Genomic DNA, 26,981 nt, shown 5'->3' with positions numbered 1-26,981 from the left:
GCCGCGGGGCCTCGACCGGCTCCGCGGGCCGACGGGGAGTCCGGCGACGGACGCGAGCGGTTACGGGGGCCTGGGATGGACGCTGGCACGGATGCTCTGGAGCGGATGGTTCCGCAGATGAAGACCGCGCTCAGGCGCGGCTGGCGCGACCTCAACACCGTGCAGTTCGGGATGGCCCCGGCGCACGCGCTGACCCTGGGCCCGGTGGACACGGCCACGGGCAGCTTCCTCGACCTGCTCAACGGCACCCGGGGGCTGCCGCTGCTGCGCGAGGAGGGCCGCCGGATGGACCTCCCGGACGGCCATGTCGACCGGCTGGTGACCCGGCTGGCCAGAGCGGGTCTGCTCGACGACGCCCGGGGCGGCGGCCCGGCAGCCGATGAACTGCGCGCCAGGAAGGCGGTCCTCGACCGGCTGCGCCCCGACCTCGCCTCCCTGTCGCTGCTCGCCACCGAGCCGGGCGAGGCGATCGGACGGCTGGCGGCCCGCCGCTCGCTGCGCGTGCAGGTGCGCGGCGCCGGCCGGGTGGGCGCGCTCGTCGCCTCCCTGCTGGCGGCGGCCGGCGTCGGCGCGGTCGATGTGTGCGACAGCGGCCGGGTCGAGCCGGGGGACGTGGCTCCCGGTGGCCTGCCCGCGGAGTCGGTGGGCGAGCGCAGGGCCGACTCCGCCCGCCGCGCGGCCCGCTGCCACGCCCCCGACCGGCCACCGCGGAGCGGCCCGAGGAGCGCGCGGACGGCCACCGCCGCCGCTCCCGCCCCCTCCACTGTCCCGGATGCCTCCCCCGGGACCGGGAGCACAGCTCTGTCCCTGGTGATCCTGACCCCGCGCGACGACGTCGCCGTCCACGCGCCCGACCCCGCCACCGCCGCCGCGCTGCTCGCCTCGGGCACCCCGCATCTGTACGCGGGCGTGGTGGAGGCGACCGGCGTGGTCGGCCCGCTGGTGCTGCCGGGCGACACCGGCTGCGCGGGCTGCCTCCAGGAGACGCGCACCGACCGGGACCCGACCTGGCCGCGGCTGATCGCGCAGTGGCGCTCGGGTGCGCCGCGTCCGGCACGGGCCTGCGATCTGGCGCTGGCCACGACCGTCGCCGGGCTGACCGCCGCGCACGCGCTCACGTTCCTGGACGGCCGGGTGCCGACCAGCGCCGGCGCCCGCTGGGAGACCTCGCTGCCCGCGCTGCACTGGCACGCGCGACCGGTCACGGCGCATCCGGCCTGCCGGTGCGGGGCCGCGGTGAGAACCGAGGACGGGCACACCTCCGATGAGGAGGAGCGGCGCGCGACAATGGCGGTGCAAGGGCCGTCGAAGGAGTCAAGCCGCACGGCGGACGCGGCGCGGCCGGCTGGGACTTGGAGGGCGCATGTCTGATCTTCCCCGCAAGGCGGTCACCCGGACCGCCAAGCTCGCCGCGCTCCCGCTCGGCTTCGCCGGGCGGGCGACCTGGGGACTGGGCAAGCGGATCGTCGGCGAGTCAGCGGAGATCGTCGGCCGTGAGCTGCAACAGCGCACGGCGGAGCAGTTGTTCAAGGTGCTCGGCGAGCTCAAGGGCGGTGCCATGAAGTTCGGCCAGGCCCTGTCCGTGTTCGAGTCGGCGCTGCCCGAGGAGGTCGCGGGCCCCTACCGGGCGGCCCTGACGAAGCTCCAGGAGGCGGCCCCTCCGATGCCGACGCGCACCGTGCACGCGGTGCTCGAGGAGCGGCTCGGCGAGGACTGGCAGCAGCTGTTCCTGGAGTTCGAGGAGAAGCCGTCGGCGGCGGCCTCGATCGGCCAGGTCCACCGCGGGGTGTGGCACGACGGCCGTGAGGTGGCGGTCAAGGTGCAGTACCCGGGGGCGGGCGAGGCCCTGCTGTCGGACCTGACCCAGCTCAGCCGCTTCGCCCGGCTGCTCGGGCCGCTCATCCCCGGCATGGACATCAAGCCCCTGATCACCGAGTTGCGGGACCGGGTCTCCGAGGAGCTGGACTACAGCCTGGAGGCGGCGGCCCAGCAGGCGCACGCCGAGGAGTTCGCGGGCGATCCCGATGTCCTGGTGCCCGAGGTGGTCCACCAGTGCGAGCAGGTGCTGATCACCGAGTGGATCGACGGCATCCCGCTGTCGGAGATCATCGCGGACGGCACCCAGGAGCAGCGCGACCGGGCCGGACAGCTCCTGGCCCGTTTCCTCTTCTCCGGCCCGGCCCGCACCGGCCTGCTGCACGCCGACCCGCACCCCGGCAACTTCCGGCTGCTGCCGGGCGGCCCGGACGGGGACGGGGACGGCGACTGGCGGCTCGGCGTCCTCGACTTCGGCACGGTCGACCGGCTGCCGGAGGGGCTGCCCGCCTCGATCGGCGAGTCCCTGCGGATGACGCTGGACGGCGACGCGGAGGCGGTCTACGACCACCTCCGCGCGGAGGGCTTCGTCAGGGAGTCGATAGAGCTCGACCCCGTCGCGGTCCTCGACTATCTGCTGCCGATCATCGAACCGGCACGGGTGGACGCGTTCACCTTCACCCGGGGCTGGATGCGCGGTCAGGCGGCCAGCATCGCCGATCCCCGCTCCCCCGCCCACCAGTTGGGGCGGCAGCTGAACCTCCCGCCCTCCTACCTCCTCATCCACCGGGTCACCCTCAGCACCATCGGTGTGCTGTGCCAGTTGGGGGCGACGGTCAGACTGCGCGACGAACTGGAGGCGTGGCTGCCGGGCTACGTACCGGAGGAGGACCCGATGGACGGCACGCACGGAACAGACGGGATGGACGGCATGGACGGAACAGACGGGACGGACGGAGGGGAGCAGGCCGCGGCGGGGGCCTGAGCCACCGCGCTCCGCACGGCCGGCCGCCGCCCCGACACACGTCGGGGGCCGGTCCGTCGGCGCGGACCGGCCCCCGTGGGGTCATCTCCTCCCGGGACCGGGAGGCCACCGCCTGGGGCGGGGATCGCCTACTGCATCACGGCGATGGCGAGCGCACGGCGGGCGCGCATCGACGCGCGCTCCGCCCGGCGCTGCATCCGGCGCGCGGTGGCCAGGCTCATGGCCCGGCGCTCCCGTTGCGCCTCCGCCAGGCGGTCGTGCATATGCGCACGAGCCAGGGCTTCTGGGATGAGTTGCATCTCGCGGGTCCTGTTCTGACGCGAACCGGTCGCGCCTGTGGTGGTGAAATCTTCGATCGCGGAGCCGGTGGGCTCGTGGGTGGACGGCATCATCGGGGCCTGTTTCTTGGGGTCGTGCGTGAAGGGGCGGTCGATCGTTCCGAGGGTGTTCATGCCGTGACCGGGTTCTTGCGCGGGCGGCCACGCGGCCGCTTCCGGGCGACGACGACGCCCTGGACGAACAGCTCGCCACCCCAGACGCCCCACGGCTCACGCCGCTCCTTGGCCCCGGCGAGGCAGGCCTCGACCAGCGGGCAGGTACGGCAGAGGGACTTGGCGTACTCGACATCGGCCGGCGACTCGGCGAAGAAGACCTCCGGGTCGTAGGAACGGCAGGGGACGGGCACGCCGAGGTTCTCGATGGCGTCGTCGAGCGCGGTGAGCGCCGTGAGCGGGGTCAAGGTGGGGTCCTCCGTGGAACCGGGCGGGGAGATCGTGTCGGAAGGCGGTACGGACGGGGCGTGCGTCTCGAGTTGCACGGCTGGTTTTCCTCGTCTGGTCGTGCCGGTCGGGTCGACCGGTTGGCGGCTGGTACCGAGTGGTGCTCTTGCCCGAGGCTCCTTCGTTCTGCCGTCCCTGGTCGGGGACAAACAAAAGGGCCGCGGATCCCGGATGGGGTTCCGCGGCCCTGAAGGCGCCGACCTGATCGACGATCAGGCTGGATCACTCCAGGGTTCTGGCCCGCGGAAGGCCCACATCTGGTGGTGGTGCGTCGTCTGCTTGCGGCCTCCGGCACCGGCCGCCGTAAAGGCATAGGCCTGTGCCTCTGCCGCTACTGCTTCCAGTGCCTTGGTCGCTCGCTCATTGCGCTCGCCCCGGTCGCGGACGGGAAGATCCGCCACGGACAGAGCGCAGACCGGCAGGACGGCACGAATGCCGGACAGACCGGTGCCGTTGTTCGGGGTACCGAGAACGCGCGGGGAAGCGACAGCCGAGTGATCGGTCAGTTTGACGACACTGCTGGAAATCTCGTTGATGGTGATCACTGGACTCGCCTCCTCTCGGCGTCTCAAGGGGCTGGGACGAACCAACCCACGGGTATGTAAGTAGAACACGGTTCCGGGGCCTCCCAGAAGGCCTCCATCCCCGTGGATAAGAACCTATGGGGATTGCCGGGGCATGCGCAAACTATTTTCTCGACGATTTTCGCTCACCCCTCGCCGTCCCCCTCCTCGACCTCCTGGCCTGCGCAGATGGCCAGGACATCGGCTCCGTAGCGGTGCAGCTTGCGCACGCCGACCCCGGGGATCCGGGCCAGCTCGCCGTCGGCGTCGGGCACCGCCTCGGCGATCGCCATCAGCGTCTTGTCGGTGAAGACGCAGAAGGCCGGCTGGCCGCTGCGACGCGCCTGGACGGCCCGCCAGTCCCGCAGCCGCTCGTACAGCCCCTCGTCCATGTCGGACGGGCACTCCTCGCAGCGCATCAGCTTCATCTCACCCGCGTCGGTGAGCGTGCGCCCGCACACCCGGCAGCGGGCCACCGTGCGCTGCACGCGCCGGGGCGCCGCCTCCGCCCGGGTGGTGAAGCCGCGCTCGACGCCCGCGACGCCGCCCGACGCGGCCCGCCCGGCGGCGCCGGTGGAACCGGGGCGCAGTCCGTCGAGGAAGCGGCTGGGCCTGCGGCTCGCCCGGCCGCCCGGCGAGCGGGACAGCGCCCAGGAGACATGCAGGCGCTCCCGGGCTCGGGTGACCCCGACATAGAGGAGCCTGCGCTCCTCCTCGATCTGCTCGTCGGTCTTCGCGTAGGTGATGGGCATCATGCCCTCGGCGACGCCGACCAGGAAGACGACGTCCCATTCCAGGCCCTTGGCCGAGTGCAGGGAGGCCAGGGTGACGCCCTGCACGGTCGGGGCGTGCTGGGCCCCGGCCCGCTCGTCCAGCTCGGCGACCAGGTCGCCGAGGGTGGCGCCGGGCTTGGCGGCGGCGAAGTCGTGCGCCAGGTTCACCAGCGCGGCCAGGGACTCCCACCGCTCCCGCACGGCACCGGAGCCGGCCGGTGGCTGCGGGGTCCACCCCTCCCCCGACAGCACGGCGCGCACCTGGGAGGGCAGGTCGACGGCCTCGTCCAGCAGGGAGTCGTTGCCGCCGAAGCGGGCCGCGCCGCGCAGCGCGACGCCCGCCTTGCGCACCTCGGGCCGGTCGAAGAAGCGCTCGGCGCCGCGCAGCTGGTAGGAGACGCCCGCGTCCGCGAGGGCCTGTTCGTACGTTTCGGACTGGGAGTTCGTGCGGAACAGGATCGCGATCTCGCTCGCCCGGACGCCCGCGTCGACGAGTTCGCGGATGCGGCGGGCGGCGCCCTCGGCCTCGGCGGGCTCGTCCGGGTACTCGGTGTAGCCGGGTTCGGGGCCCGCGGAGCGCTGCGAGACCAGTTCGAGGCGGTGGTCGGCGGCCCGGCCGCGGGCCTGGGAGAGGAGGCCGTTGGCGAGGTGGACGACCTGGGGGGTGGAGCGGTAGTCGCGGACCAGCTTGACGACGGTGGCGCCGGGGTGGCGGTTGCGGAAGTCGAGGAGGTGGTCGGGGGTGGCGCCGGTGAACGAGTAGATGGTCTGGCTGGCGTCGCCGACCACGCAGAGGCTGTCCCGCTCGCCGAGCCACAGTTCGAGGAGGCGCTGCTGGAGGGGGCTGACGTCCTGGTACTCGTCGACCACGAAGTGCTGGTACTGGGAGCGGACCTGCTCGGCGACGTCCTGCCGGTCCTGGAGGACGGCGACGGTGAGCAGCAGGACGTCCTCGAAGTCGATGACGGAGCGGTCCCGCTTGAGGTCCTCGTAGACGGAGTAGAGCTGGGCGATCTCGGCCGGGTCGCGGGGGGCGTCGCGGCCGGCCTTGGCGGCGGCGAGGGCGTAGTCGGCGGGGACGGTCTGGGTGACCTTGGACCACTCGATCTCCCCGGTGACGTCCCGCAGCTCACCCCGGTCGAGCCGGATCCGGCAGGCCGCGGCGGCGTCCGCGACGAGCTGGATCTTGCGGTCGACGAGCCGGGGCATGGAGCCGCCGATCGCCTTGGGCCAGAAGTACTGGAGCTGGCGCAGGGCCGCCGAGTGGAAGGTGCGGGCCTGGACACCGGCGGCGCCGAGCTGGCGCAGCCGGCCACGCATCTCGCCCGCGGCCCGGTTGGTGAAGGTGACGGCGAGCACGGTGGAGGGCTGGAGGATGCCCGCGCGCACCCCGTAGGCGATGCGGTGGGTGATCGCCCGGGTCTTGCCGGTACCGGCGCCCGCCAGTACGCACACCGGACCGTGCAGGGCGGTGGCGACCGCGCGCTGCTCGGGGTCGAGCCCGTCGAGCACCGCGTCGGCCGAGTCCGGTACCTGAGGGAAGAGCGAGGAGTGCGTTGCTGCTGTCACACGGCCATGCTGCCAGGTCGCCCGTGACGGACGAGTCGGTTGTCCACAGGCACGCCCCGACAGTCGTATTAATGCGGCGTGCGTCACCCCGGCGGGCCCGGCGTGCGTGACCCCCGACCCTGCATGCGTCACCCCGGCCGGCCCGGCGTGCGTCACTCCGGCCGGCCGCGCTTCCGTCGCGGGCGCGCGTGGGGGAATGGCGGAGGGGTGCCGTACGTTCCCTCCACGCGAGCACTCATCCCCGATCAGCCGAGGAGCGCGAAAGACATGCCGGGCACTGTGACGATGTACAGCACCACGTGGTGCGGCTACTGCCGCCGGCTCAAGAGCCAGATGGACCGTGAGGGCATCACGTACGACGAGATCAACATCGAGCACGACCCGGAGTCCGCGGCGTTCGTGGAGAAGGCGAACGGCGGCAACCAGACCGTGCCGACCGTGCTGTTCCCCGACGGTTCGACGCTGACCAACCCGTCGCTCGCGCAGGTGAAGCAGAAGATCGGCGCGTGATCGGCCGCACCAGGCCGGAAGGCGGCTCCTGAGAGGTCTTCAGGGGCCGCCTTCTCGTGTCACGGACCGGTCGGTCACACGCTCCGTGTGGGCAGCGGCTTGCCGTACCACAGCTCGATCAGGCGGGCCGCGATGGAGATGCCGTAGGGCGGCAGGACCTCGCCCGACTCGAAGGCGGCGCCCAGTTCGTCGCGGGAGAACCAGCGGGCCTCGTGGATCTCGTCACCGTCGACGTTGATCTCCGTGGAGGTGGCGCGGGCCATGAAGCCGAGCATCAGGCTGGACGGGAACGGCCAGGGCTGGCTGGCGACGTAGTCGGCGCGGCCGACGGTGATCCCGGCCTCCTCGAAGACCTCGCGGCGGACCGTCTGCTCGATGGACTCGCCGGGCTCCACGAACCCGGCGAGCGTGGAGAAGCGCCCCTCGGGCCAGTGCACCTGGCGGCCGAGGAGGATGCGGTCCTCGTCGTCGGTGACCGCCATGATCACCGCGGGGTCGGTGCGCGGGTAGTGCTCGGCGCCGCAGGCGGAGCAGCGGCGGATGTGGCCGGCCGCGGCGATGTTGGTGCGCTCCCCGCAGCGGGAGCAGAAGCGGTGGGTGCGCTGCCAGTTCTCCAGGCCGACGGCGTGCACCATGAGGCCCGCGTCGCGCGCCGACAGCAGCAGTCCTGCCTCGCGCAGGCCCGCCGGGCGCGCGGACTGGTCGATGCGGCCGGGCAGCGAGTCCTTCTGGAGGGCGAAGTAGCTGACGCCGTCCTCGTCGGTGCCGAGGAAGTAGCGGTGCGCCTCGGTGAGGGGCGCCTCGAAGGAGGGCGTCATGACGAGTTCGGTGCGGCCGTCGGGCGTCTCGTCGAGGAGGACCTGACCGCCTGAGACCACGAAGCAGCGGGTCGTGGGGTGGCTCCATGCCGCCGCGAGCCAGGCCTCGTCGAGGCGGTGGTGCGCGGCGCGGTCGATGCCGCTGGGGGCGGTGAGCGAGATGGGGCGGTCGGCGGTGTGGTCGGTCCAGGTGGTCACGGGTACTTCCAACTCCCCCGGTGGAACGGATTGTTTCGGCGGGACGTAGGGCGGGCGACCGCGTCCGGCGGGGCTGGGCGGTGCGGGGTGGCTCTCCCAGTGTGCCCCCGCGCCGGTGCCGCTCCGGACCGCGCGGGGTGGTCAGGGCGCACGGCGCCAACTCTCCGCGAGGTCGCCCCAGAGGTACGCGGTGGTCTCGACGCCCTTCAGGAGGAGGTCGAGTTCGACCTTCTCGTCGGGTGCGTGCCAGCCGTCGGAGGGCACCGAGATGCCCAGGAAGAGGACGGGCGCCCCCAGCACCTCCTGGAGATCGGCGGCGGGTCCCGAGCCGCCCTCGCGGGTGAAGAGGACCGGGGACTCGAAGGCGCGGCCCATGGCGCGGGCCACGGAGGTGAGGGCGGGGTGGTCGAGCGGGGTCAGGCAGGGGCGGGTGGCGGGGCCGAAGGTGATCTCGCACCTGATCCCGGCGGGCACCCGGTCGGCGGCCCAGGCGCGGACGGCCTTCTCGATGTGGTCGGGGTCCTGCCCCGCGACCAGGCGGAAGGAGAGCTTCACCATGGCCGACGACGGGACGATCGTCTTGCTGCCGGGGCCCTGGTAGCCGCCGCCGATGCCGTTGACCTCGGCGGTCGGGCGGGCCCAGACCCGCTCCAGGGTGGTGTGTCCCGCTTCGCCGCGGGTCGCGTGCGAGGAGGCCGTGCGCAGCCAGCGCGCCTCGTCGAAGGGCAGTTCCGCGAAGAGGGCGCGCTCGCGGTCGGTGAGGTCGACGACGCCGTCGTAGAAGCCGGGCACCGCCACGCGCGCGTGGTCGTCGTGCAGGGCGGCGACCAGCCGGGCGATCTCGGTGGCCGGGTTGGGGACGGCGCCGCCGAAGGATCCGGAGTGGATGTCCTGGTCGGGTCCGTGGAGGGTGATCTCGCACTCGGCGAGGCCGCGCATGCCGGTGCAGACCGTGGGGGTGTCCTCGGCCCACATGCCGGTGTCGGAGACGATCACGGCGTCGGCGGTGAGCCGCTCGGCGCGGTCCTCGACGAGGGCCCGGAAGTGCGGGGAGCCGGACTCCTCCTCGCCCTCGACGAGCAGCTTGAGGTGGACGGCGGGGGCGGTGCGGCCGGTGGCGGCGAGGTGGGCGCGGACGCCGAGTGTGTGGAAGAACACCTGCCCCTTGTCGTCGGCGGCCCCGCGCGCGTAGAGGCGGCCGTCCCGTACGACGGGTTCGAAGGGGTCGCTGTGCCAGCCGTCCTCGCGGGCGGCGGGCTGGACGTCGTGGTGGCCGTAGACGAGGACGGTGGGCGCGGCCGGGTCCTCGGCGGGCCAGGAGGCGAAGACGGCGGGGGCGCCGGGCGTCTCCCAGACCTCGACGGTCGGGAAGCCGGTGTCCGTGAGCGTGGCGGCGAGCCAGTCGGCGCTGCGGCGCACGTCGGGCGCGTGGTCGGGCTGGGCCGACACCGACGGGATGCGCAGCCACTCGGCGAGGTCGTCGAGGAAGGCGGCGCGGTGCTGTTCGATGTACGAACGGACGGCGCTGTCCGGGGTCGGGCTCATGGTCACGAGCCTATCGGCCCGCACGGACATCCTCGGGGGGCGGTTCGTCACACTTGGCTTCCGCCAGGAGGAGCCTTTCCAGTCCGGCCCGTCCGGGCAGGTTCTCGGGTCTGACGACCTCGCCGTCGCGGACGTAGACGAAGGCGGCGGCGACCGACTCGGCCTCGATGCCGTGCTGCTCGGCCCAGGCGAGCCGGTAGAGGGCGAGCTGGAGCGGATCGGCGCTGTGGGTCCTCGCGGTCTTCCAGTCGACGATCTCGTACCGCGCCTCGTCGCCCTCGCCGTCCCGGTAGACGGCGTCGATGCGGCCCCTGATGACGCGTCCCGCTATGGCGATCTGGAAGGGGGCCTCGACGCGGTGCGGGGTGCGGTGGGCGTACTCGGTGCGTTCGAAGGCGTCCTTGAGGTGTTCGAGGTCCTGTTCGTCGGCGATCTCGGCCTCGGCGCCCGGCAGCTCGTCGGGTTCGAGGACGGGCAGGGTCAGCGCTTCGAAGCGGGCCTCGATCCAGGCGTGGAAGCGGGTGCCACGGCGGGCGGCGGGCTGCGGCGGGCGGGGCATGGGGCGGGCGAGTTCCTGGGCGAATCCGTCCGGGTCGGCGGCCATCCGCAGCACCTGCGAGACGGTGAGCGAGGCGGGCAGCGGGACGTCGGTGACGGCCTCCCGCGCGCGCAGCAGCTCGCCGGTGAGGGCGTCGAGGTCGCGGTCCCAGGAGGCGATGGCGCGGGCCTCCTCGGGGGTGGTGCGCGGGCGTTCGTGCTCCTGTCGCCGCGCGCGCGGGGGCTCTCGCGTCGGGCGTACGCGCGCGTGGCCGGGTCCGGTGGGCGCCGCCTGGTGCGGGACGGCCGGGCGGTCGGTGGGCCAGGCGTCCCAGCCGGCCGCGTCCTCGTCCTCGTCCGGGTAGGGCTCCTCCCCGGTGTACGGCTCGTCCCCCGGGTACGGCTCGTCGTCGGGGTAGGGGCCGTCGTCGAAGGTCTCGTCGTCGGGGGGCGGGGGCCAGTCGGGGTCGTCGTGGCTGTCCGGGTCGTGGACGGCCACCGGGTGCGGGTGGCCGGGCCCGCCGCCCTGACCGTGCCCGTGGTCGTGCTGGTGGTCGCCGTCGGCGGAGGCGAGGGCCTTGAGGTGGTCGAGGACGGTGGCCGCGGCCCGCCTGCGGTGGGCGAGTGCCGTCTCGTCGAGGGGCAGCGGCCACACCTGGTCGGCGTCCGCGCGGTGCAGGGCGGGGTTCTCGGCGTCCTCGGCGGGCTGGTCCGCCCAGACCTCGATCTCGCCGAAGCCGCGCGCGCAGTGCTCGTACAGGGCTTCCAGGAAATCGGACGGGCCGCGGCGCTTCTTCTGGTGGGGTCCCCACCAGTGGCCCGAGCCGAGGAGCAGGGAGCGGGGGCGGGTGAAGGTGACGTAGCCGAGGCGGAGTTCCTCGGTGTGCTGGTGCTCCTTCATGGCCTCCTGGAAGGACTTCAGGCCGCGGGAGTCCCAGGACGCGAGGTCGGGGAGGGTGTCGGCGTCGCCGCGCAGGGCGTGCGGCAGGACCCTGCCCTGGGCGGTCCATTTCTCGCGGCCCTGGGTGCTGGGGAAGGTTCCGGTGACCAGGCCGGGGACGGCGACGACGTCCCACTCCAGGCCCTTGGAGCGGTGCGCGGTGAGCACCTTGACGGTGTTCTCGCCGCCCGGCAGCGCGTTGTCGAGGCCCTTCTCGTACTGGGCGGCGGTGCGCAGGAAGCCGAGGAAGGCGAGGAGCGTGGCCTCGCCGTCGCCCGCGGCGAAGGAGGCGGCGATGTCGAGGAAGTTGGAGAGGGTCTCGCGGCGGCGGGCGGCCAGCGCGTGCGGGGACGCGGACAGCTCCACCTCGAGGCCGGTGACGGCGAGGACGCGGTGCAGGACGTCCATCAGCGGGTCGGCGAGCGAGCGGCGCAGGTCACGCAGTTCGGCGGCGAGGCGGGCGAAGCGCACGCGCGCGTCCGGCGAGAAGGGCAGCCTGTCGTCCTGGTGCCCGGCGTCGAGGGGCAGTTCGAGGAAGGTGTCCAGGGCGTCCGCGAGCGATATCACCTCGGCGGGGTCGACGCCCTCGACGGCTCCGGCGAGCCGTCGGTCCGGGTCGTCACCGGCGTCCACGCGCGCGTGGGCGACGAGATGCCGGGCGCGGCGGCCCAGGAGGGCGAGGTCGCGGGGGCCGATGCGCCAGCGCGGGCCGGTCAGCAGGCGGACCAGGGCGGCGTTGGCGCCGGGGTCCTGGAGCACCTCGCAGACGGCGACCAGGTCGGCGATCTCGGGAAGGTGCAGCAGCCCGGAGAGGCCGACGACCTCGACGGGGACGTCCCGGGCGACGAGGGCGCCCTGGATCTCGGCGAAGTCGGCCGCGGTGCGGCACAGGACGGCGATCTCGCCGGGTGCCGTCCCGGTCCTGACGAGGTGGGCGAGGGAGTCGGCGAGCCAGTCGAGTTCCTCGGCGTGGGTGGGCAGCAGCGCGCACCGCACCCGGCCGTCGCGCTCGGCGCCCGGGGCGGGGCGCAGCGCCTCCACGCCCGCGTGCAGGGCGCGCAGCGGTTCGGCGAGGCCGTTGGCGAGGTCGAGGAGCCGGCCGCCGCTGCGGCGGTTCTCGCTGAGCGACTGGCGGGTGGCCGGGCGGCCGTCGGCGTGGGCGAAGTGGGCGGGGAAGTCGTCCAGGTTGGCGACGGAGGCGCCGCGCCAGCCGTAGATCGCCTGGCAGGGGTCGCCGACGGCGGTGACGGGGTGGCCGGTGCCGTCGCCGAACAGGCCGGCCAGCAGGATGCGCTGGGCCACCGAGGTGTCCTGGTACTCGTCGAGGAGGACGACCCGGAACTCGTCGCGCAGCACGCGGCCCACCTCGGGGATGCCGGCGAGGCGCGCGGACAGGGCGATCTGGTCGCCGAAGTCGAGGAGGTCGCGGTCCCGTTTGGCGGCGCGGTAGCGGGTCACCAGGTCGGCCAGTTCGCGGCGGGCGGCGGCGGCCTCCGGGATCCTGCGCAGGTCGGCGTTGGTGAGCCTGGCGCTCTCCAGGGCGCGCAGCAGCTCGGCGTCGTGGGCGCGCAGCTCCTCGGGGCGCACCAGGTGTTCGGAGAGTTCGGCGTCGAGGGCGAGCAGGTCTCCGACCAGGTCGGCGAAGGAGCGGCTGAGCGCCGGGTAGGGGCCGGGGGCTTCGCGCAGCACGCGCGCGGCGAGCTGGAACCGGGTCGCGTCGGCGAGCAGCCGGGACGTCGGTTCCAGGCCGATGCGCAGGCCGTGGTCGGTCAGCAGGCGGCCCGCGAAGGCGTGGTAGGTGGAGATGACGGGTTCGCCCGGCGGGTTGTCGGGGTCGATGGCGTCCGGGTCGGTGACGCCCGCGCGGACCAGCGCCTTGCGGACCCGCTCGGCGAGTTCGCCCGCGGCCTTGTTGGTGAAGGTGAGGCCGAGGACCTGCTCGGGGGCGACCTGGCCGGTGCCGACCAGCCACACCACGCGCGCCGCCATCACCGTCGTCTTGCCCGAACCGGCTCCGGCCACGATCACCTGCGGGGCGGGCGGCGCGGTGATGCAGGCCGTCTGCTCCGGGGTGAAGGGGATGCCGAGGAGCTCTTTGAGCTGCTCGGGGTCGGTGATACGGGAGGGCACGTCACAGAGGCTAACCGTGGGCACTGACAGTCGGGGCCTGACGTGGTGCCGCCCGGGTCATTCGATGATCTGCCGTCCCTCGGGCCTCGCGGTGCAGGAGGCGCGGAACGCGCAGTGCGTGCAGTGCTGTCCCGCGCTCGGCGTGAACCGTTCGTCGAGGACCTTGCCCGCGGCCCCGGCCAGCAGGTCGCCGACCCACTCGCCCTCCAGCGCCTGCTGGGCCTGCACCTTGGGCAGGGTGTCGCCGCCGTCGCGCTTGGCCGCGCCCTGGCGCAGCTGCACCAGTTCGGCGCCGCCGGGCTCGGGGCGCTCGCCGCCGAAGGCGTCGTCGACGGCGCCTTCGCGGACGGCGAGCTGGTAGACGGCGAGCTGCGGGTGGCGGGCCACCTCGCCCGAGGTCGGTGACTGTTTGCCGGTCTTGAAGTCGACGACGTAGGCGCGGCCGTCGGCGTCGGCCTCGACGCGGTCCATGGAGCCGCGGATGCGCACCTGGTAGTCGCCCGCTTCGAGGGTGACGTCGAAGTCGTGCTCGCTGGCCACGGAGGTGCGTCCGGCGCGGTCCATGACGTGCCACTTGAGGAAGCGTTCGAGCGCCACGCGCGCGTTGCCCTTCTCCTGCTCGGACTTCCACGGGGCGTCGAAGGCGAGCGCGTTCCACACGGAGTCGAGGCGCTCCATGAGGACGGCGAGGTCGGCCGGGGAGTGCCCGGAGGCGACCTCGTCGGCGAGGACGTGCACGACGTTGCCGAAGCCCTGCGCGGTGGTCGCGGGCGCGTCGGCCTTCACCTCGCGGCCCAGGAACCACTGCAGGGCGCAGGTGTTGGCGAGCTGGTCGAGCGCGCTCCCGGAGAGCACCACGGGCTGGTCGCGGTCGCGCAGCGGGACCTTGCTCTCGGTCGGGTCGTCCATGCCCCACCACCGGTAGGGGTGGGCTGCGGGGACGAGCGGGCGGCCGTCGTCGTCGGCGAGGGCGGCGAGCCGGGCCAGCCGGTGCGCGGCGGCCTCCCTGAGCGCCGGGGACGCCTGCGGGTCGACGGTGGTGGCGCGCAGTTCGGCGACGAGCGCGGCGACGGCCAGCGGGCGGCGGGGGCGGCCGGTGACGTCCTTGGGTTCGACGCCGAGTTCGGTGAGGAAGCGGGAGGGCTGGTCGCCGTCGTCCGCCGGGGCCTTCACGGCGGTGACGACGAGGCGCTCGCGCGCGCGGGTGGCGGCCACGTAGAACAGGCGGCGCTCCTCGGCGAGCAGGGCGCCCGGGGTGAGCGGTTCGGCGAGACCGTCGCGGCCGATGCGGTCGGCCTCCAGGAGGGAGCCGCGGCGGCGCAGGTCGGGCCAGAGGCCCTCCTGCACCCCGGCGACGACGACCAGGCGCCACTCCAGGCCCTTGGAGCGGTGCGCGGTCATCAGCCGGACGGCGTCGGGGCGCACGGCGCGGCGGGTGAGGGTGTCGGCGGCGATGTCCTCGGCGTCGATCTCCGCCAGGAAGTTCAGGGCGCCGCGGCCGCCGGTGCGCTCCTCCGCGCGCGCGGCGGTCGCGAACAGCGCGCAGACGGCGTCGAGGTCGCGGTCGGCGTTGCGTCCCGCGGCGCCGCCGCGCCGGGCCGACCGCTCCAGACGGGCCGGCCACGGGGTGCCCTGCCAGAGGTCCCAGAGCGCCTCCTCGGCGGAGCCGCCGCCCGCGAGGCGCTCGCGGGCCTTGCGCAGCAGCGCGCCCAGGCGCTGGGCACCGCGCGCGTACGCGGGATCGTGCGCGACCAGCCGCTCCGGCTCGGCCAGCGCCCGCGCGAGGAGTTCGTCGGACGGCGGCGGCAACGGGTTGCCCGCGGCCCGCTCCTCGTCCCGCAACGCCCGTCCGAGCCGCCGCAGATCGGCGGTGTCCATGCCGGCGAGGGGGGAGGCGAGCAGGGTGAGCGCGGTCTCGGTACCGAGCCAGCAGGGCGGGTCGGCGGCGGCGGCTTCCGAGGAGGCGGTTTCCGAGGAGGCGGCGGCTTCGGGTGCGGTGGTTTCCGCGGTGGTTTCCGCGGTGGCGGCTTCGGGGACGGCGGTTTCCGGAGCGTCGGCTTCCGCGGCGGGCGGGTCGCCCCCGTCGTCACCGCTTTCAGGGGCGCCGTCGCCACTCTCCGCGTCGGCCTCGGCATCGCCTCCGTCGCCGTCGCGTCTGCCGTCCGTGCCGTCCCTGCCGTCCGTGTCGTCCGTGTCGCTCCCGTTGTCCTCTCCCCGCCCCGACGCCTCCGCGACCGCCCGCAGGGCCGTCAGCAGGGGGGCCACCGACGGTTCGTGGCGCAGGGGGAGGTCGTCGCCGTCGATGTCCAGGGGGACGCCCGCGGAGGTGAGGGCGCGGCGGAGCACCGGGATGGTGCGGGCGCCCGCGCGCACCAGGACGGCCATGTCGCGCCAGGGGACGCCGTCCTCCAGGTGGGCCCTGCGGAGGATGTCCGCGATGTTGTCGAGTTCGGTGCCGGGCGTCGGGTACGTGTGGACCTCGACCTGGCCGCCCGGCCGCACCGGGGCCAGCTCGCGGTGGGCGCGCACCTTCTCGGCCGGCAGCCGGGTGAGCGGCATCCGCTGGGTGAGCCGCCTGGTCGCGTCGAGGACGACGGCGCCGGAGCGCCGGGAGGTGCGCAGCACCTGCACGGGCGCGGGGCGTCCGTCCGCGCGCGGGAAGGCGGCCGGGAACTCCAGGATGCCGTTGACGTCGGCGCCCCGGAACGCGTAGATCGACTGGTCGGGGTCGCCGAGCGCGACCAGGGTGCGGCCACCGCCCGCGAGGGCCTTCAGCAGCCGCACCTGGGCCGGGTCGGTGTCCTGGTACTCGTCGACGTAGACGGCGTCGTACTGGGCGGCGAGCCGCAGGGCGACCTCGGGGCGGTCGGCGAGGAGCACCGCGCGGTGGACGAGTTCGGCGTAGTCGAGGACGCCCTGGAGGTCGAGCACGTCGAGGTACTCGGCGAGGAAGGCGGCCGCCGCGCCCCAGTCGGGGCGGCCGATGCGGCGCGCGAAGGCGTCGAGGGCGCCGGGGCCGAGGCCCAGTTCGCGGCTGCGGGCGAGGACCGCGCGGACCTCGTCGGCGAAGCCCCGGGTGGTGAGGCAGGCGCGCAGTTCGTCCGGCCAGCGCACATGCGCGAGACCCCGGCGCTCCAGGTAGCTCTGGCCCGCGAGCAGTTCGCGGACGGTGACGTCCTGCTCGGGTCCCGACAGCAGCCGCAGCGGCTCCACGAACAGGTCGCTGTCCTGTTCGGCGCGGACCAGGGCGTAGCAGAACGAGTGGAAGGTGGTCGCGCGGGGCGCGCGGGCCGTCCCGATGCGCAGCGCCATGCGGTCGCGCAGTTCGACGGCGGCCTTGCGGCTGAACGTCAGCACCAGGATGCGTTCGGGGTCGCCGCCGCGGGCGATCCGCGCGGCCACGGACTCGACGAGCGTGGTGGTCTTGCCGGTGCCAGGACCGGCGAGGACGAGCAGCGGTCCGGTGGTGTGCTCAACCACGGAGCGCTGGGACGCGTCCAGATCAGGGGGATCCGGTCGGGCCGGCGGGGTACGCACCAGTCGGTAGGCGCCACGGCTCCCCCGGCGCACCTGGGGGTGCGTCGGGTGCCTGGTGGAGGAAGAGGAGCTCACGTGGTTCGCCGGTCCTGGTGGGTGTGCTGGTGGTCGGATCACCGCGGGTGCGCGGCGGTGATCGCGGGGTGAGAGGGACGCGTGCCGGCGACGCTACGCCGACGGATGTCGTGGAAGCGCGGCTTCCCCTCCTTCCCACGCGACCCGTGCGGACCGGGCGTCCCCCTCTGACCGTGCGGACCGTACGTCCCCTTCGGAGCGTGCGGAGCGTACGTCCCCCTCGGAGCGTGCGGCCGTGGCCGCCCGGGTGCCACGCGGGTCCCTCGCCCCTCGAACGTACGGCATGCCGCGAGCGTGCCTCCGGTCACCCGTACGAGGTACGAGCGGCCCGTGGGGGCGCCGGATGGCGGAGGCTGTCAGCTGTGACCTTCCGCGTGTTCGCCGCCGTCCCATCGGGCCCGCCGCATGTCGAGGCGCGGCAGATGGCCCTCGGCGGCCCTGCTCGCGTCCTTCAGGGGCGTGCCCTCGGCGCGGTAGTGGGCGAGGGCGTCGAGTTCGTGGCCGGGCAGCAGGCGGCCGTCGGCGCGGACCACCCGCCACCACGGGACGGGGCTCCCGTAGAGCGCCATCACCCGGCCGACCTGCCGGGGTCCGCCCTCCTCGATCCACTCGGCGATGTCCCCGTACGTCATGACGCGGCCGGGCGGTACCAGTTCGGCGACCTCCAGTACCCGCTCGGCGTAGTCGGGAAGCGCGTCGGCGTGCTCCGCGCGGGCGCCCGGGGAATGGTTCTGCTCGCTCATCCAGCCCATCCTGCCCCACCGCACCGACAATGTGACGGGCCCGCGACCCTGCGTATCCCTCGCCCCCGGGCGGCGCGTCGGGCAGACTGTGCGCCCCCGCATTTGCACCCTGATGCCCCTGTGTGTCGGTGGGGCATGCCACCATCGTGCGGGCGGTGACTGGTGATACGAGACCAAGAAGAGACGATGAAGCAGCAGGACGCGCAGCCGGAGGACGCGGACAGCGACTCTGACGCTCCGTCGCGCCCGGCCGCGCGGAACACCGGCGCCGAACCCTCCGAGGACACCGGCGGGGACCTCGCCCCTTCGGGCGGTCGCCCGTCCGATCCGGACGACGATCTGCTGGAGGGGGCGCACGTCGACGCCGTCGACGGCGACGAACCGCTGCTCCCCGCGCGCGTGCACCGTCCCTCGGACCTGATGCGCTTCGTGGTGGGTGTGCTCGCGGTCGCCGTGGTGCTCGGCATCGCCGCGTTCGCGCACGGCACCACCTCGGGGCTCGAACAGGACATCAACAAGGGCACCGGGCAGGCGCCCGACCTGCTCATCAAGATCGCCGGCCTGGCGTCGAGCATCGCGATCCTGCTGGTGCCGGTCGCGTTCGCGATCGAGCGGCTGATCAAACGGGACGGACTGCGGATCGCCGACGGCGTGCTCGCGGCGGTCCTCGCGCACGGGGTGACGCTGGCGACCGACCTGTGGGTCGCCAAGGCCGCTCCCGGCTCGATCCAGGAAGCGCTCACCCAGCCCTCCCCCAGCGACATCCACGCCCTGACCGACCCGGTGCACGGCTATCTCGCCCCGGTCATCGCGTACATGACGGCCGTCGGCATGTCCCGCAGACCCCGCTGGCGCGCGGTGCTGTGGATCGTGCTGCTCCTCGACGCGTTCTCGATGCTCGTCACCGGCTACACCACCCCGTTCTCGATCATCCTGACGGTGCTGATCGGCTGGACGGTCGCCTACGGGACGCTCTACGCGGTGGGCTCGCCCAACGTCAGGCCGACCGGCCAGACCCTGATGGCGGGCCTGCGGCACGTCGGTTTCCACCCGGTGAGCGCCGCGCGCCAGGAGGTGCACGAGACCCCGGAGACCGGCGACCGCGGCCGGCGCTACTTCGTCACCCTGGAGGACGGCCTCCCGCTGGACGTGACGGTCGTCGACCGCGAACAGCAGGCGCAGGGCTTCTTCTACCGCGTGTGGCGCAATCTGACGCTGCGCGGTTTCGCCACCCGCAGGAGCCTGCAGTCGCTGCGCCAGGCCCTGGAGCAGGAGGCGCTGCTCGCGTACGCGGCCATCGCGGCGGGCGCCAACGCCCCCAAGCTGATCGCCACCTCCGAGCTGGGTCCCGACGCCGTGATGCTCATCTACGAGCACACCGGCGGGCGCACCCTGGACACGCTCGCGGACGAGGAGATCACCGACGATCTGCTGCGCGACACCTGGCACCAGGTGCGCGCCCTTCAGTCACGGCGGATCGCCCATCGCAGGCTGGTGGGTGACGCGATCCTGGTGGATCGTTCCGGCACGGTGATCCTCACCGACCTGCGGGTCGGCGAGATCGCCGCCGGTGATCTGCTGCTGCGCATGGACGTCTCGCAGCTCCTGGTGACCCTGGGTCTGCGGGTGGGCGCCGAGCGATCGGTGGCGTCCGCGCTGAGCGTCCTCGGGCCCGACGCCGTCGCCGACTGCCTGCCGATGCTCCAGCCCATCGCGCTCTCCCGCACCTCGCGGGCGACCCTGCGCAGGCTGGCGCGGGAGCGGGCCGAGCGGGAGCGGGACGCGGTCCTTGAGGCGGGGAGCGCGGCCAAGCAGGCACGGCTGGAGGCGGCCGGGGACGACACCGGTGCGCCGGCCCTCAACAAGCCCGACAAGCCCGACAAGAAGGCGGTGCGGGCCGAGCAGCGGGCCGAGAAACGGGCCATCGACGACGCTCTCGAGGAGGCCCGCGAGGAGGATCTGCTCACCCAGATCCGGCACGTGGTGCTGCGGATCAGACCGCAGGCGCCGGTCGAGCCCGCCCGTCTGGAGCGGATCAGGCCGCGCACCCTGATGAGTTTCATCGCCGGCGCGATCGGCGCGTACTTCCTGCTGACGCAGCTCACCCACATCGAGTTCGGGCCGCTGGTGGCGAACGCGCAGTGGGGCTGGGTGGCGGCGGCGGTGCTGTTCTCGGCGTGCAGCTACTTCGCAGCGGCGATGTCGCTGCTGGGGTTCGTGCCCGAGCGGGTGCCGTTCCTGCGGACGGTGGCGGCGCAGGTCGCCGGGTCGTTCGTCAAGATCGTCGCGCCGGCCGCGGTGGGCGGGGTCGCCCTCAACACGCGCTTCCTGCAACGCTCGGGGGTGCGGCCTGGGCTCGCGGTGGCGAGTGTCGGCGCCTCGCAGCTGTTCGGCCTCGGCTGCCACATCCTGATGCTGCTGTCCTTCGGCTATCTGACCGGCACCGAGAAGACGCCGTCGCTGTCGCCTTCCCGTACGGTCATCGCCGGTCTGCTGACGGTCGCGGTGCTGGTGCTGGTCGTCACCTCGGTGCCGTTCCTGCGGAAATTCGTCGTCACGCGCGTGCGGTCGCTCTTCGCGGGCGTCGTGCCGCGCATGCTGGACGTGCTCCAGCGGCCGCAGAAGCTCGTCACCGGCATCGGCGGCATGCTGCTGCTGACCGCCTGCTTCGTGATGTGCCTCGACGCCTCGATCCGCGCGTTCGGCGACGAGTCGACGTCGCTGAGCATCGCGAGCGTCGCGGTCGTCTTCCTCGCGGGCAACGCCCTCGGCTCCGCCGCCCCGACCCCGGGCGGGGTGGGCGCGGTGGAGGCGACCCTGACGGTCGGTCTGATCGCCATCGGCCTCCCCAAGGAGGTCGCGGCGCCGTCCGTGCTGCTGTTCCGGCTGCTGACGCTGTGGCTGCCGGTGCTGCCGGGCTGGCTCGCCTTCAACCACCTCTCCCGCAAGGGCTCCCTGTAGGACACCGAAAGACGTCGGTCGGCCGGTACGCGCGCGTGCCGGCCGGTGACGTCCGGGCCCGCCGGGACGCGCCCGGCGCCCCGCACGCGCGCGTGCCGCCGTAGCCCGGACGGACCGCGCCCCGAGCGCCCGGTGGCGCCCGCACGCAGGATGGGGGCATGCCGAACCCTCCTCGCCTGCGCGCCGCCGCCCTGTCCGCCACCGCCGTGCTGCTCTCCTCCGTGCTGGCGGGGTGCGGCGACGGCTCGACGGACGAGGACGTCTCGGCCCAGAAGCTGAGCTGGAAGGAGTGCCCGGCGCCGTCCGAGGCGGAGGGCGGCGGCAGCGCGCCCTCCCCGCTGCCGGGCGGCGAGCAGTGGCAGTGCGCCACCATGAGGGCGCCGCTCGACTGGGGCAACCCCCAGGGCGACACGATCGGCATCGCGCTGATCCGGGCGAAGGCCAGCGGCGACCTGAGCCGGCGGATCGGCTCGCTCGTCTTCAACTTCGGCGGGCCCGGCGGCTCGGGCGTCACCACGCTGCCCGCCTTCGGCTCCGACTACACGAAACTGCGCACCCGCTACGACCTGGTGAGCTTCGACCCGCGCGGGGTCGGCCGCAGCGCGCCCGTGCGGTGCGAGAACGACCAGCAGCTCGACACGTACTTCCAGCAGGACGCGACACCCGACGACGCGGCCGAACGCGCCAAGCTGATCGACAACACCAGGAAGTTCAACGCGGCCTGCGAGAAGAACTCCAAGAAGATGCTGCCGCATGTGCGCACCACCGACGCGGCCCGGGACATGGACCTGATGCGCCAGGTGCTCGGCGACGACAAGCTGCACTACTTCGGCATCTCGTACGGCACCGAACTCGGCGGCGTCTACGCCCACTTGTTCCCGAAGAACGTGGGGCGGGCGATCTTCGACGGGGTCGTCGACCCGACGCAGGACGTCGAACAGGGCTCCCTCGGGCAGGCCAAGGGGTTCCAGCTGGCGCTCGACAACTTCGCCCGGGACTGCACCTCGAAGGTGCGGGACTGCCCGGTCGGCGACACCGCCCAGGACGTCAAGGACCGGATCGCCAAGCTGCTGAAGGGCCTCGACCACAAGCCGCTGCCCGGCATCTTCCCGCGGCAGCTGACCCAGACCGCGGCGACCAACGGGATCGCGCAGTCGCTGTACTCGAAGGACTTCTGGGAGTACCTCACCGAGGGCCTCGAACAGGCCTACGACGGGGACGGCAGGATCCTGATGCTGCTGTCGGACTCGATGAACGGGCGCAACGAGAACGGCCAGTACAGCAACACCACGGCGGCGAACGTCGCGATCAACTGCGCCGACGACAAGCCCCGGTACACGGCCGACTACGTGCGGGGGAAGCTGCCCGAGTTCCGGGCCGCCTCGCCGGTGTTCGGGGACTTCCTCGCCTGGTCCATGGTCAGCTGCACCGACTGGGCCGTGCCGGGCGCCGCCGAGCACCCGGACGTGAGCGCGGCCGGATCGGCGCCGATCCTGGTGGTGGGCAACACCGGCGACCCGGCGACGCCGTACGAGGGCGCCCGCAAGATGGTGGACGCGCTGGGCAAGGGGGTCGGCGTGGAGCTGACGTACAAGGGTCAGGGGCACGGCGCGTACGACAGCAAGAACCCGTGCGTGCAGTCCGCGGTGGACGGCTACCTGCTGGACGGGAAGGTGCCGGCGGCGGGCACCGTCTGCTCCTGAGACCCGTCAACGGACCGGATAAATCCCCAGGTCAGAAGGTTATCCACAGGCTCGCACGGGTTCGGCGCGGTCCGCATACCATGGCCTGACCGCCGTGCGCCGCTCGACGCGGACGGCTTGTGAGGGGGGACAGACGTGAGGGGATTCGTGCGCTGGGCCGCGCTCGCCGCCACCGCCGTGCTGCTGGTCGCGGGGTGCGGCAGCGGTTCGTCCGGCCCGGGTGACGACGGCCGCGACCACGGCGGGAGGACGGGGTCGCAGGCGCCGTCATCGAGCGGCTCGGCCGACTCGACGGCCGCGCTGCCCGCGGCGCTGACCGGGCAGCGGCTCCGGTGGGGCGCGTGCGGGGCCACCGCGGAGGCGGACGCCCCGGGCGGCGAATGGCGGTGCGCCACGCTGAAGGCGCCGCTGGACTGGTCGAAGCCGCGGGGCCGGACGATCGACCTGGCCCTGATCCGCGCCGAGGCCACCGGGAAGAAGCGGATCGGCTCCCTGCTGTTCAACTTCGGCGGCCCCGGCGGCTCGGGGGTCTCGACGATGCCGTCCTACGCGACGACGGTCTCCGCGCTCCGCGAGCACTACGACCTGGTGAGCTGGGACCCGCGCGGCGTCGGCGGCAGCGAGGGGGTGCGCTGCCGCGCCGACCGGGAGATCGAGGCGGCGGAGGACATCGACGTCACTCCGGACACCCCGGCCGAGGAGAAGGCGTACTTCGGGGACGCGACCGCCTTCGGCAAGGGCTGCGCGAAGGCGGCAGGCGAGCTGATGGCGCACGTGTCGACGACCGACAGCGCCCGCGACCTGGACCTGATGCGGCAGGTGCTCGGCGACGCGCGGACACACTACTTCGGCATTTCCTACGGCACCGAACTGGGCGGGGTGTACGCCCACTTGTTCCCGCGGCGGGTGGGGCGGCTGGTCCTGGACGCGGTCGTCGACCCGACGGCGGACACGATCGGCCACGCGGAGAACCAGGCCAGGGGATTCCAGCGGGCGCTGGACGACTACCTCGCGTCGACCGGCCAGGACCCCGCCGAGGGGACCCGGAAGATCGCGGCGCTGCTGAAGCGGATCGACGCCGCCCCGCTGTCCACCTCGTCCGGGCGGGAGCTGACCCAGAGCCTGGCGATCACCGGGATCGTGCTGCCGCTGTACAGCAAGTCCGGCTGGCCGACGCTGACCAGCGCGCTCACCGCGGCCCAGCGGGGCGACGGTACCGGGCTGCTGGAGCTGGCCGACGGCTACAACGACCGTGACGCGTCGGGGCACTACGGCACGGCGACCCACTCCCAACGGGTCATATCGTGCCTGGACGACCGGCAGCGGCCGACGGCCGCGCAGGTGACCGAGGTGCTGCCGGACTTCGAGAAGATCTCGCCCGTCTTCGGGGCGTTCCTCGCCTGGGACGCGGCCGGCTGGTGCCACGACTGGCCGGTGGCGGGCCAGTACGACACCCCGGAGGTGAGCGCGCCGGGCGCGGCGCCGATCCTCGTGGTGGGCAACACCGGGGACCCCGCCACCCCCTACGAGGGCGCCCGCAAGATGGCCGACGCACTGGGCAAGGGGGTCGGGGTGATGCTGACCTGGAAGGGCGAGGGGCACGGCGCGTACGGCAGCGGGAGCGGCTGTGTCGACTCGGCGGTCGACGCCTATCTGATCAAGGGCACCGTGCCGAAGGACGGCAAGGTCTGCTCCTGACGGCGGCGGGGGCTCCCCGCACCCGTGGTGCGCGAAGCCCCCGTCACGGCAAGGACGTCAGCCAGGAAGGCGGGCGGTCAGTAGACCGGCTTGTCCGGCTCGATCTGGTTGACCCAGCCGATCACGCCGCCGCCGACGTGCACGGCGTCGGAGAAGCCCGCGGACTTCAGGACCGCGAGGACTTCCGCACTGCGGACACCCGTCTTGCAGTGCAGGACGATCTTCTTGTCCTGCGGAAGGCTCTCGAGGGCGGTGCCCATGAGGAACTCGTTCTTCGGGATCAGCTTGGCGCCGGGGATCGAGACGATCTCGTACTCGTTGACCTCGCGGACATCGATGATCTCGATGTTCTCGCCGTCGTCGATCCACTCCTTGAGCTGCTTGGGAGTGATCGTCGAACCAGCCGCCGCCTCCTGGGCCTCCTCGGAGACGACACCGCAGAAGGCCTCGTAGTCGATCAGCTCGGTGACGGTCGGGTTGTCGCCGCAGACCGCGCAGTTCGGGTCCTTGCGGACCTTGACCTGGCGGTACTGCATCTCCAGGGCGTCGTAGATCATCAGCCGGCCGACCAGCGGGTCACCGACGCCGGTGAGGACCTTGATCGCCTCGGTGACCTGGATGGAGCCGATGGACGCGCACAGCACGCCCAGGACGCCGCCCTCGGCGCAGGAGGGGACCATGCCGGGGGGCGGGGGCTCGGGGTAGAGGCAGCGGTAGCAGGGGCCGTGCTCGGACCAGAAGACCGAGGCCTGGCCGTCGAAGCGGTAGATCGAGCCCCACACGTACGGCTTGTTGAGCAGCACGGCCGCGTCGTTGACCAGGTAGCGGGTCGCGAAGTTGTCCGTGCCGTCGACGATCAGGTCGTACTGGCTGAAGATGTCCATCACGTTCTCGGCCTCGAGCCGTTCCTCGTGAAGGATCACGTTCACGTACGGGTTGATGCCCTTGACGCTGTCCCGCGCGGACTCGGCCTTGGAGCGGCCGATGTCGGACTGGCTGTGGATGATCTGCCGCTGGAGGTTCGACTCGTCGACCTCGTCGAACTCGACGATGCCGAGCGTGCCGACACCCGCGGCGGCCAGGTACATCAGCGCGGGCGAACCGAGACCGCCGGCGCCCACACAGAGCACCTTGGCGTTCTTCAGCCGCTTCTGCCCGTCCATCCCGACGTCGGGGATGATCAGGTGGCGGGAGTACCTGCGGACCTCGTCTACGGTGAGCTCGGCAGCCGGCTCGACCAGGGGTGGCAGCGACACGGGGACTCCGTTGATCGGTCAATCACTACAGTTGTTCTCCGTGTAACACTGCCACGCCCCGCGTCATTCCGAGACACCTGTTCCGATCCGCGAGACGAACTCGTCCCAGTGGCCGGGCATGGTCTCCCAGGGGTCGAGGTGCCCTTCGCGCGCGGTCCGGTCGGTGAAGTAGAGGGTGGCCGCGCCCTGCCAGCGGGCGATGCGCAGCGCCTCGTCGAGGTGGCCGCGGGGCACCCCGTGGACGAAGTGGCAGAAGCGCTCGGGCGGATGGTCGGCCGTCCACTCGTCGGCCTGCGACCAGCGGTAGTCGCTCCACGGGCCGACGAAGGTGACCAGTTGGTCGGCGTTCTCGGCGTAGCCGGGGTAGGGGTGGCTGCCGTGGCCGAGGACGATGTGCGCGCCGTCGCCCAGCGTGCGCAGCGCGGCGACCGTGCGGCGGATCTCCGGGAGCCACGCCCGGTCGGTCGGGCAGCGGTCCAGGAGGAAGCCGTCGACCCGGTACCAGTCGGCGTACCGGTGGGCCTCGGAGATCAGCTCGCCGAAGGTGCGGGCGCCGTGGACGGTGTCGAGGTGGCCGAGGACCCGCACGCCCGCGTTGCGCAGCCGCCCGGCCGCCGCCAGGCAGTGCGGGTCGGGGCGGGCGCCGGGGCCGTCGGCGACGTTGAGGACGACCCAGTGCAAGGGGGTGCCTGGGCGGGTGAGTTCGCCCCATTCGGTGGGGGCGACCAGGGGGTGCGCGTAGCCGGGCACGCCGATGCCGGTGCGGAGGCCGGTGCGGGCGCTGGTCAGATGCGGCATGCCGCCTCCATCCAGATGTCGGCGAGGGACTCCTCCAGGTTGATCCGGGGGCGCCAGCCGAGCCGGTCGCGGGCGGTGCGGACGTCGGCCTGCTGCCAAGTGCCGCAGCCGTCGGGGTACGGGTACGCGACCGGCGCGAGACCGTGCTCGCCCTCGCCGCGCGGGTGTCCGATGGAGGCGCGCAGCGGTCCCGGCGGGCCGTCGAGTTCATGGAGGGCGCCGCCGTATCCGGCGACGCGGGCGAGCATGGCGGCGGCGTCGCGCAGCCGGACGGCCCGCCCTGAGCCGATGTTGATGACGCCCTGGGCGGCGGAGAGCGAGGCGGCGTGCACCGCGCGGGCGACGTCGCGGACGTCGACGAAGTCGCGCTGGACGCCGAGGCCGGCGAGTTTCAGTTCGCCGTCGCCCGACTGCATCGCGCGCCGCATCGCCTCGGCGAGCCGGCCGAGCGGTGAGCCGGCGGGGGTGCCGGGTCCGGCCGGGGAGAAGACCCGCAGGACGACGGCGTCGAGCCCGGAGCCGAGGACGAGTTCGGTGGCGGCGAGTTTGCTGACGCCGTACGGGCCGCCGGGGCGCGGCACGGCGTCCTCGGCGGTGGAGGAGCCCGGCTGGCTCGGCCCGTACTCGGCGCCGCAGCCGATCTGCACGAGCCGGGCGCCGCAGCCGCTGCGCCGCAGCGCCTCGCAGACGGTGGCGACGGCGACGGTGTTGTGGCGGGTGAGGTCGCGGGCGCCGCCCCGGGTGGCGCCGGCGCAGTTGACGACGACGCCCGGGTGGACGGCGTCCAGGAACCGGGTGAGGGCGCCTGGGCTGCCGGAGGCGAGGTCGAAGCGGACGTCGGCGTCGTCGCCGCGGCCGAGTGCGGTGAGCTGGACGGCCGGGTCGGCGAGCAGGCGGTCGGCGACGAAACGGCCGAGGTAGCCGTTGGCTCCGATCAGCAGGACTCTCATCGCGCGACTCCCGGGGCCGAGTGCTCGGGTCGGGAGGTGATCATCTGGGGTTCTCCTTCGAAGAGAGCGGTGCGGCCGCCGAAGGCGCGGGTGCCAGG

The 26,981-nt window shown here is 73.4% G+C and carries 18 protein-coding genes; 6 read left to right on the top strand and 12 right to left on the bottom strand.

All coding sequences use genetic code 11. The annotated features are described in order from the left end of the window. Positions 1 to 105: 105 nt before the first annotated feature. Together DDJ31_RS25375 and DDJ31_RS25370 are read left to right on the top strand one after the other, a co-directional pair. Entirely contained in the window at positions 106 to 1,371 is a 1,266-nt protein-coding gene (locus tag DDJ31_RS25375) for a ThiF family adenylyltransferase (protein WP_127182605.1), read from the top strand. Then, entirely contained in the window at positions 1,364 to 2,800 is a 1,437-nt protein-coding gene (locus DDJ31_RS25370; RefSeq protein ID WP_127178069.1) for an ABC1 kinase family protein, read from the top strand. Before DDJ31_RS25375 ends, DDJ31_RS25370 begins: the two co-directional genes overlap by 8 nt. A gap of 128 nt (positions 2,801 to 2,928) precedes the next feature. On the opposite strand, the gene DDJ31_RS25365 is transcribed toward DDJ31_RS25370, so the two are convergent. From DDJ31_RS25365 to DDJ31_RS25350, 4 genes are all read right to left on the bottom strand, one after another. After that, positions 2,929 to 3,252 carry a hypothetical protein gene (locus DDJ31_RS25365; protein ID WP_127178070.1) on the bottom strand — a complete coding sequence of 108 codons (324 nt, stop codon included), beginning with the start codon at positions 3,250 to 3,252 and terminating at the stop codon, positions 2,929 to 2,931. Continuing rightward, the gene (locus tag DDJ31_RS25360) at positions 3,249 to 3,617 is read right to left on the bottom strand and encodes a WhiB family transcriptional regulator (protein ID WP_127178071.1); all 369 of its coding nucleotides are present in this window, start codon (positions 3,615 to 3,617) and stop codon (positions 3,249 to 3,251) included. Before DDJ31_RS25360 ends, DDJ31_RS25365 begins: the two co-directional genes overlap by 4 nt. A 174-nt stretch (positions 3,618 to 3,791) precedes the next feature. Further along, a complete protein-coding gene (locus DDJ31_RS25355) occupies positions 3,792 to 4,124 on the bottom strand; it encodes a hypothetical protein (protein WP_164784897.1) in 333 nt (110 codons plus the stop codon). Between the two features lie 164 nt (positions 4,125 to 4,288). Beyond that, positions 4,289 to 6,484, bottom strand: a complete 2,196-nt coding sequence (locus DDJ31_RS25350) for an ATP-dependent DNA helicase UvrD2 (RefSeq protein ID WP_171480902.1) — start codon at positions 6,482 to 6,484, stop codon at positions 4,289 to 4,291. 267 nt (positions 6,485 to 6,751) lie between these two features. Here DDJ31_RS25350 and DDJ31_RS25345 point away from each other — a divergent pair, with 267 nt between their 5' ends. Beyond that, the gene (locus DDJ31_RS25345; RefSeq protein ID WP_127178073.1) at positions 6,752 to 6,994 is read left to right on the top strand and encodes a mycoredoxin; all 243 of its coding nucleotides are present in this window, start codon (positions 6,752 to 6,754) and stop codon (positions 6,992 to 6,994) included. A gap of 74 nt (positions 6,995 to 7,068) precedes the next feature. On the opposite strand, the gene nudC is transcribed toward DDJ31_RS25345, so the two are convergent. From nudC to DDJ31_RS25320, 5 genes are all read right to left on the bottom strand, one after another. Continuing rightward, positions 7,069 to 8,010, bottom strand: coding sequence for an NAD(+) diphosphatase (nudC, locus tag DDJ31_RS25340; RefSeq protein WP_127178074.1), 942 nt, complete (start codon positions 8,008 to 8,010; stop codon positions 7,069 to 7,071). Positions 8,011 to 8,151: 141 nt separating this feature from the next. After that, entirely contained in the window at positions 8,152 to 9,555 is a 1,404-nt protein-coding gene (locus tag DDJ31_RS25335; protein WP_127178075.1) for a dipeptidase, read from the bottom strand. A gap of 10 nt (positions 9,556 to 9,565) precedes the next feature. Beyond that, complete coding sequence (locus DDJ31_RS25330) at positions 9,566 to 13,162, bottom strand: ATP-dependent DNA helicase (protein WP_127178076.1); 3,597 nt, start codon at positions 13,160 to 13,162, stop codon at positions 9,566 to 9,568. Between the two features lie 57 nt (positions 13,163 to 13,219). Continuing rightward, entirely contained in the window at positions 13,220 to 16,774 is a 3,555-nt protein-coding gene (locus tag DDJ31_RS25325) for an ATP-dependent helicase (protein WP_127178077.1), read from the bottom strand. Between the two features lie 356 nt (positions 16,775 to 17,130). Then, positions 17,131 to 17,517 carry an MGMT family protein gene (locus tag DDJ31_RS25320; RefSeq protein ID WP_127178078.1) on the bottom strand — a complete coding sequence of 129 codons (387 nt, stop codon included), beginning with the start codon at positions 17,515 to 17,517 and terminating at the stop codon, positions 17,131 to 17,133. A gap of 186 nt (positions 17,518 to 17,703) precedes the next feature. Here DDJ31_RS25320 and DDJ31_RS25315 point away from each other — a divergent pair, with 186 nt between their 5' ends. The 3 genes from DDJ31_RS25315 to DDJ31_RS25305 all read left to right on the top strand — a co-directional run bounded on the left by DDJ31_RS25315 (position 17,704) and on the right by DDJ31_RS25305 (position 23,879). After that, positions 17,704 to 20,478 (top strand): lysylphosphatidylglycerol synthase transmembrane domain-containing protein, encoded by a 2,775-nt coding sequence (locus DDJ31_RS25315; protein ID WP_127178079.1) that lies wholly within the window; start codon positions 17,704 to 17,706, stop codon positions 20,476 to 20,478. A 158-nt stretch (positions 20,479 to 20,636) separates the two neighbouring features. Next, positions 20,637 to 22,181 (top strand): alpha/beta hydrolase, encoded by a 1,545-nt coding sequence (locus tag DDJ31_RS25310; protein ID WP_127178080.1) that lies wholly within the window; start codon positions 20,637 to 20,639, stop codon positions 22,179 to 22,181. Between the two features lie 135 nt (positions 22,182 to 22,316). Further along, a complete protein-coding gene (locus DDJ31_RS25305; protein ID WP_127178081.1) occupies positions 22,317 to 23,879 on the top strand; it encodes an alpha/beta hydrolase in 1,563 nt (520 codons plus the stop codon). Positions 23,880 to 23,956: 77 nt separating this feature from the next. On the opposite strand, the gene moeZ is transcribed toward DDJ31_RS25305, so the two are convergent. From moeZ to DDJ31_RS25290, 3 genes are all read right to left on the bottom strand, one after another. Beyond that, entirely contained in the window at positions 23,957 to 25,135 is a 1,179-nt protein-coding gene (gene moeZ, locus DDJ31_RS25300) for an adenylyltransferase/sulfurtransferase MoeZ (RefSeq protein ID WP_093835890.1), read from the bottom strand. A gap of 63 nt (positions 25,136 to 25,198) precedes the next feature. Further along, positions 25,199 to 25,933, bottom strand: a complete 735-nt coding sequence (locus DDJ31_RS25295; RefSeq protein ID WP_127178082.1) for a spherulation-specific family 4 protein — start codon at positions 25,931 to 25,933, stop codon at positions 25,199 to 25,201. Then, a complete protein-coding gene (locus tag DDJ31_RS25290; RefSeq protein WP_127178083.1) occupies positions 25,921 to 26,883 on the bottom strand; it encodes an NAD-dependent epimerase/dehydratase family protein in 963 nt (320 codons plus the stop codon). The genes DDJ31_RS25295 and DDJ31_RS25290 overlap by 13 nt, the downstream gene beginning before the upstream one ends. Positions 26,884 to 26,981: the final 98 nt, after the last annotated feature.

This window comes from Streptomyces griseoviridis (genome assembly GCF_005222485.1).
GTDB classification, from domain to species: Bacteria; Actinomycetota; Actinomycetes; order Streptomycetales; family Streptomycetaceae; genus Streptomyces; species Streptomyces hintoniae.
Note: the sequence above shows the minus strand (reverse complement) of the source record. Positions and strands in the feature narration are given on the sequence as shown.

Bases quoted from the DNA above. Each gene is read 5' to 3' on its own strand.
- DDJ31_RS25375 (WP_127182605.1), top strand. From the start codon at position 106: ATGGTTCCGCAGATGAAGACCGCGCTCAGGCGCGGCTGGCGCGACCTC.
- DDJ31_RS25370 (WP_127178069.1), top strand. From the start codon at position 1,364: ATGTCTGATCTTCCCCGCAAGGCGGTCACCCGGACCGCCAAGCTCGCC.
- DDJ31_RS25365 (WP_127178070.1), bottom strand. From the start codon at position 3,252: ATGAACACCCTCGGAACGATCGACCGCCCCTTCACGCACGACCCCAAG.
- DDJ31_RS25345 (WP_127178073.1), top strand. From the start codon at position 6,752: ATGCCGGGCACTGTGACGATGTACAGCACCACGTGGTGCGGCTACTGC.
- DDJ31_RS25335 (WP_127178075.1), bottom strand. From the start codon at position 9,555: ATGAGCCCGACCCCGGACAGCGCCGTCCGTTCGTACATCGAACAGCAC.
- DDJ31_RS25320 (WP_127178078.1), bottom strand. From the start codon at position 17,517: ATGAGCGAGCAGAACCATTCCCCGGGCGCCCGCGCGGAGCACGCCGAC.
- DDJ31_RS25315 (WP_127178079.1), top strand. From the start codon at position 17,704: ATGAAGCAGCAGGACGCGCAGCCGGAGGACGCGGACAGCGACTCTGAC.
- DDJ31_RS25310 (WP_127178080.1), top strand. From the start codon at position 20,637: ATGCCGAACCCTCCTCGCCTGCGCGCCGCCGCCCTGTCCGCCACCGCC.
- DDJ31_RS25295 (WP_127178082.1), bottom strand. From the start codon at position 25,933: ATGCCGCATCTGACCAGCGCCCGCACCGGCCTCCGCACCGGCATCGGC.
- DDJ31_RS25290 (WP_127178083.1), bottom strand. From the start codon at position 26,883: ATGAGAGTCCTGCTGATCGGAGCCAACGGCTACCTCGGCCGTTTCGTC.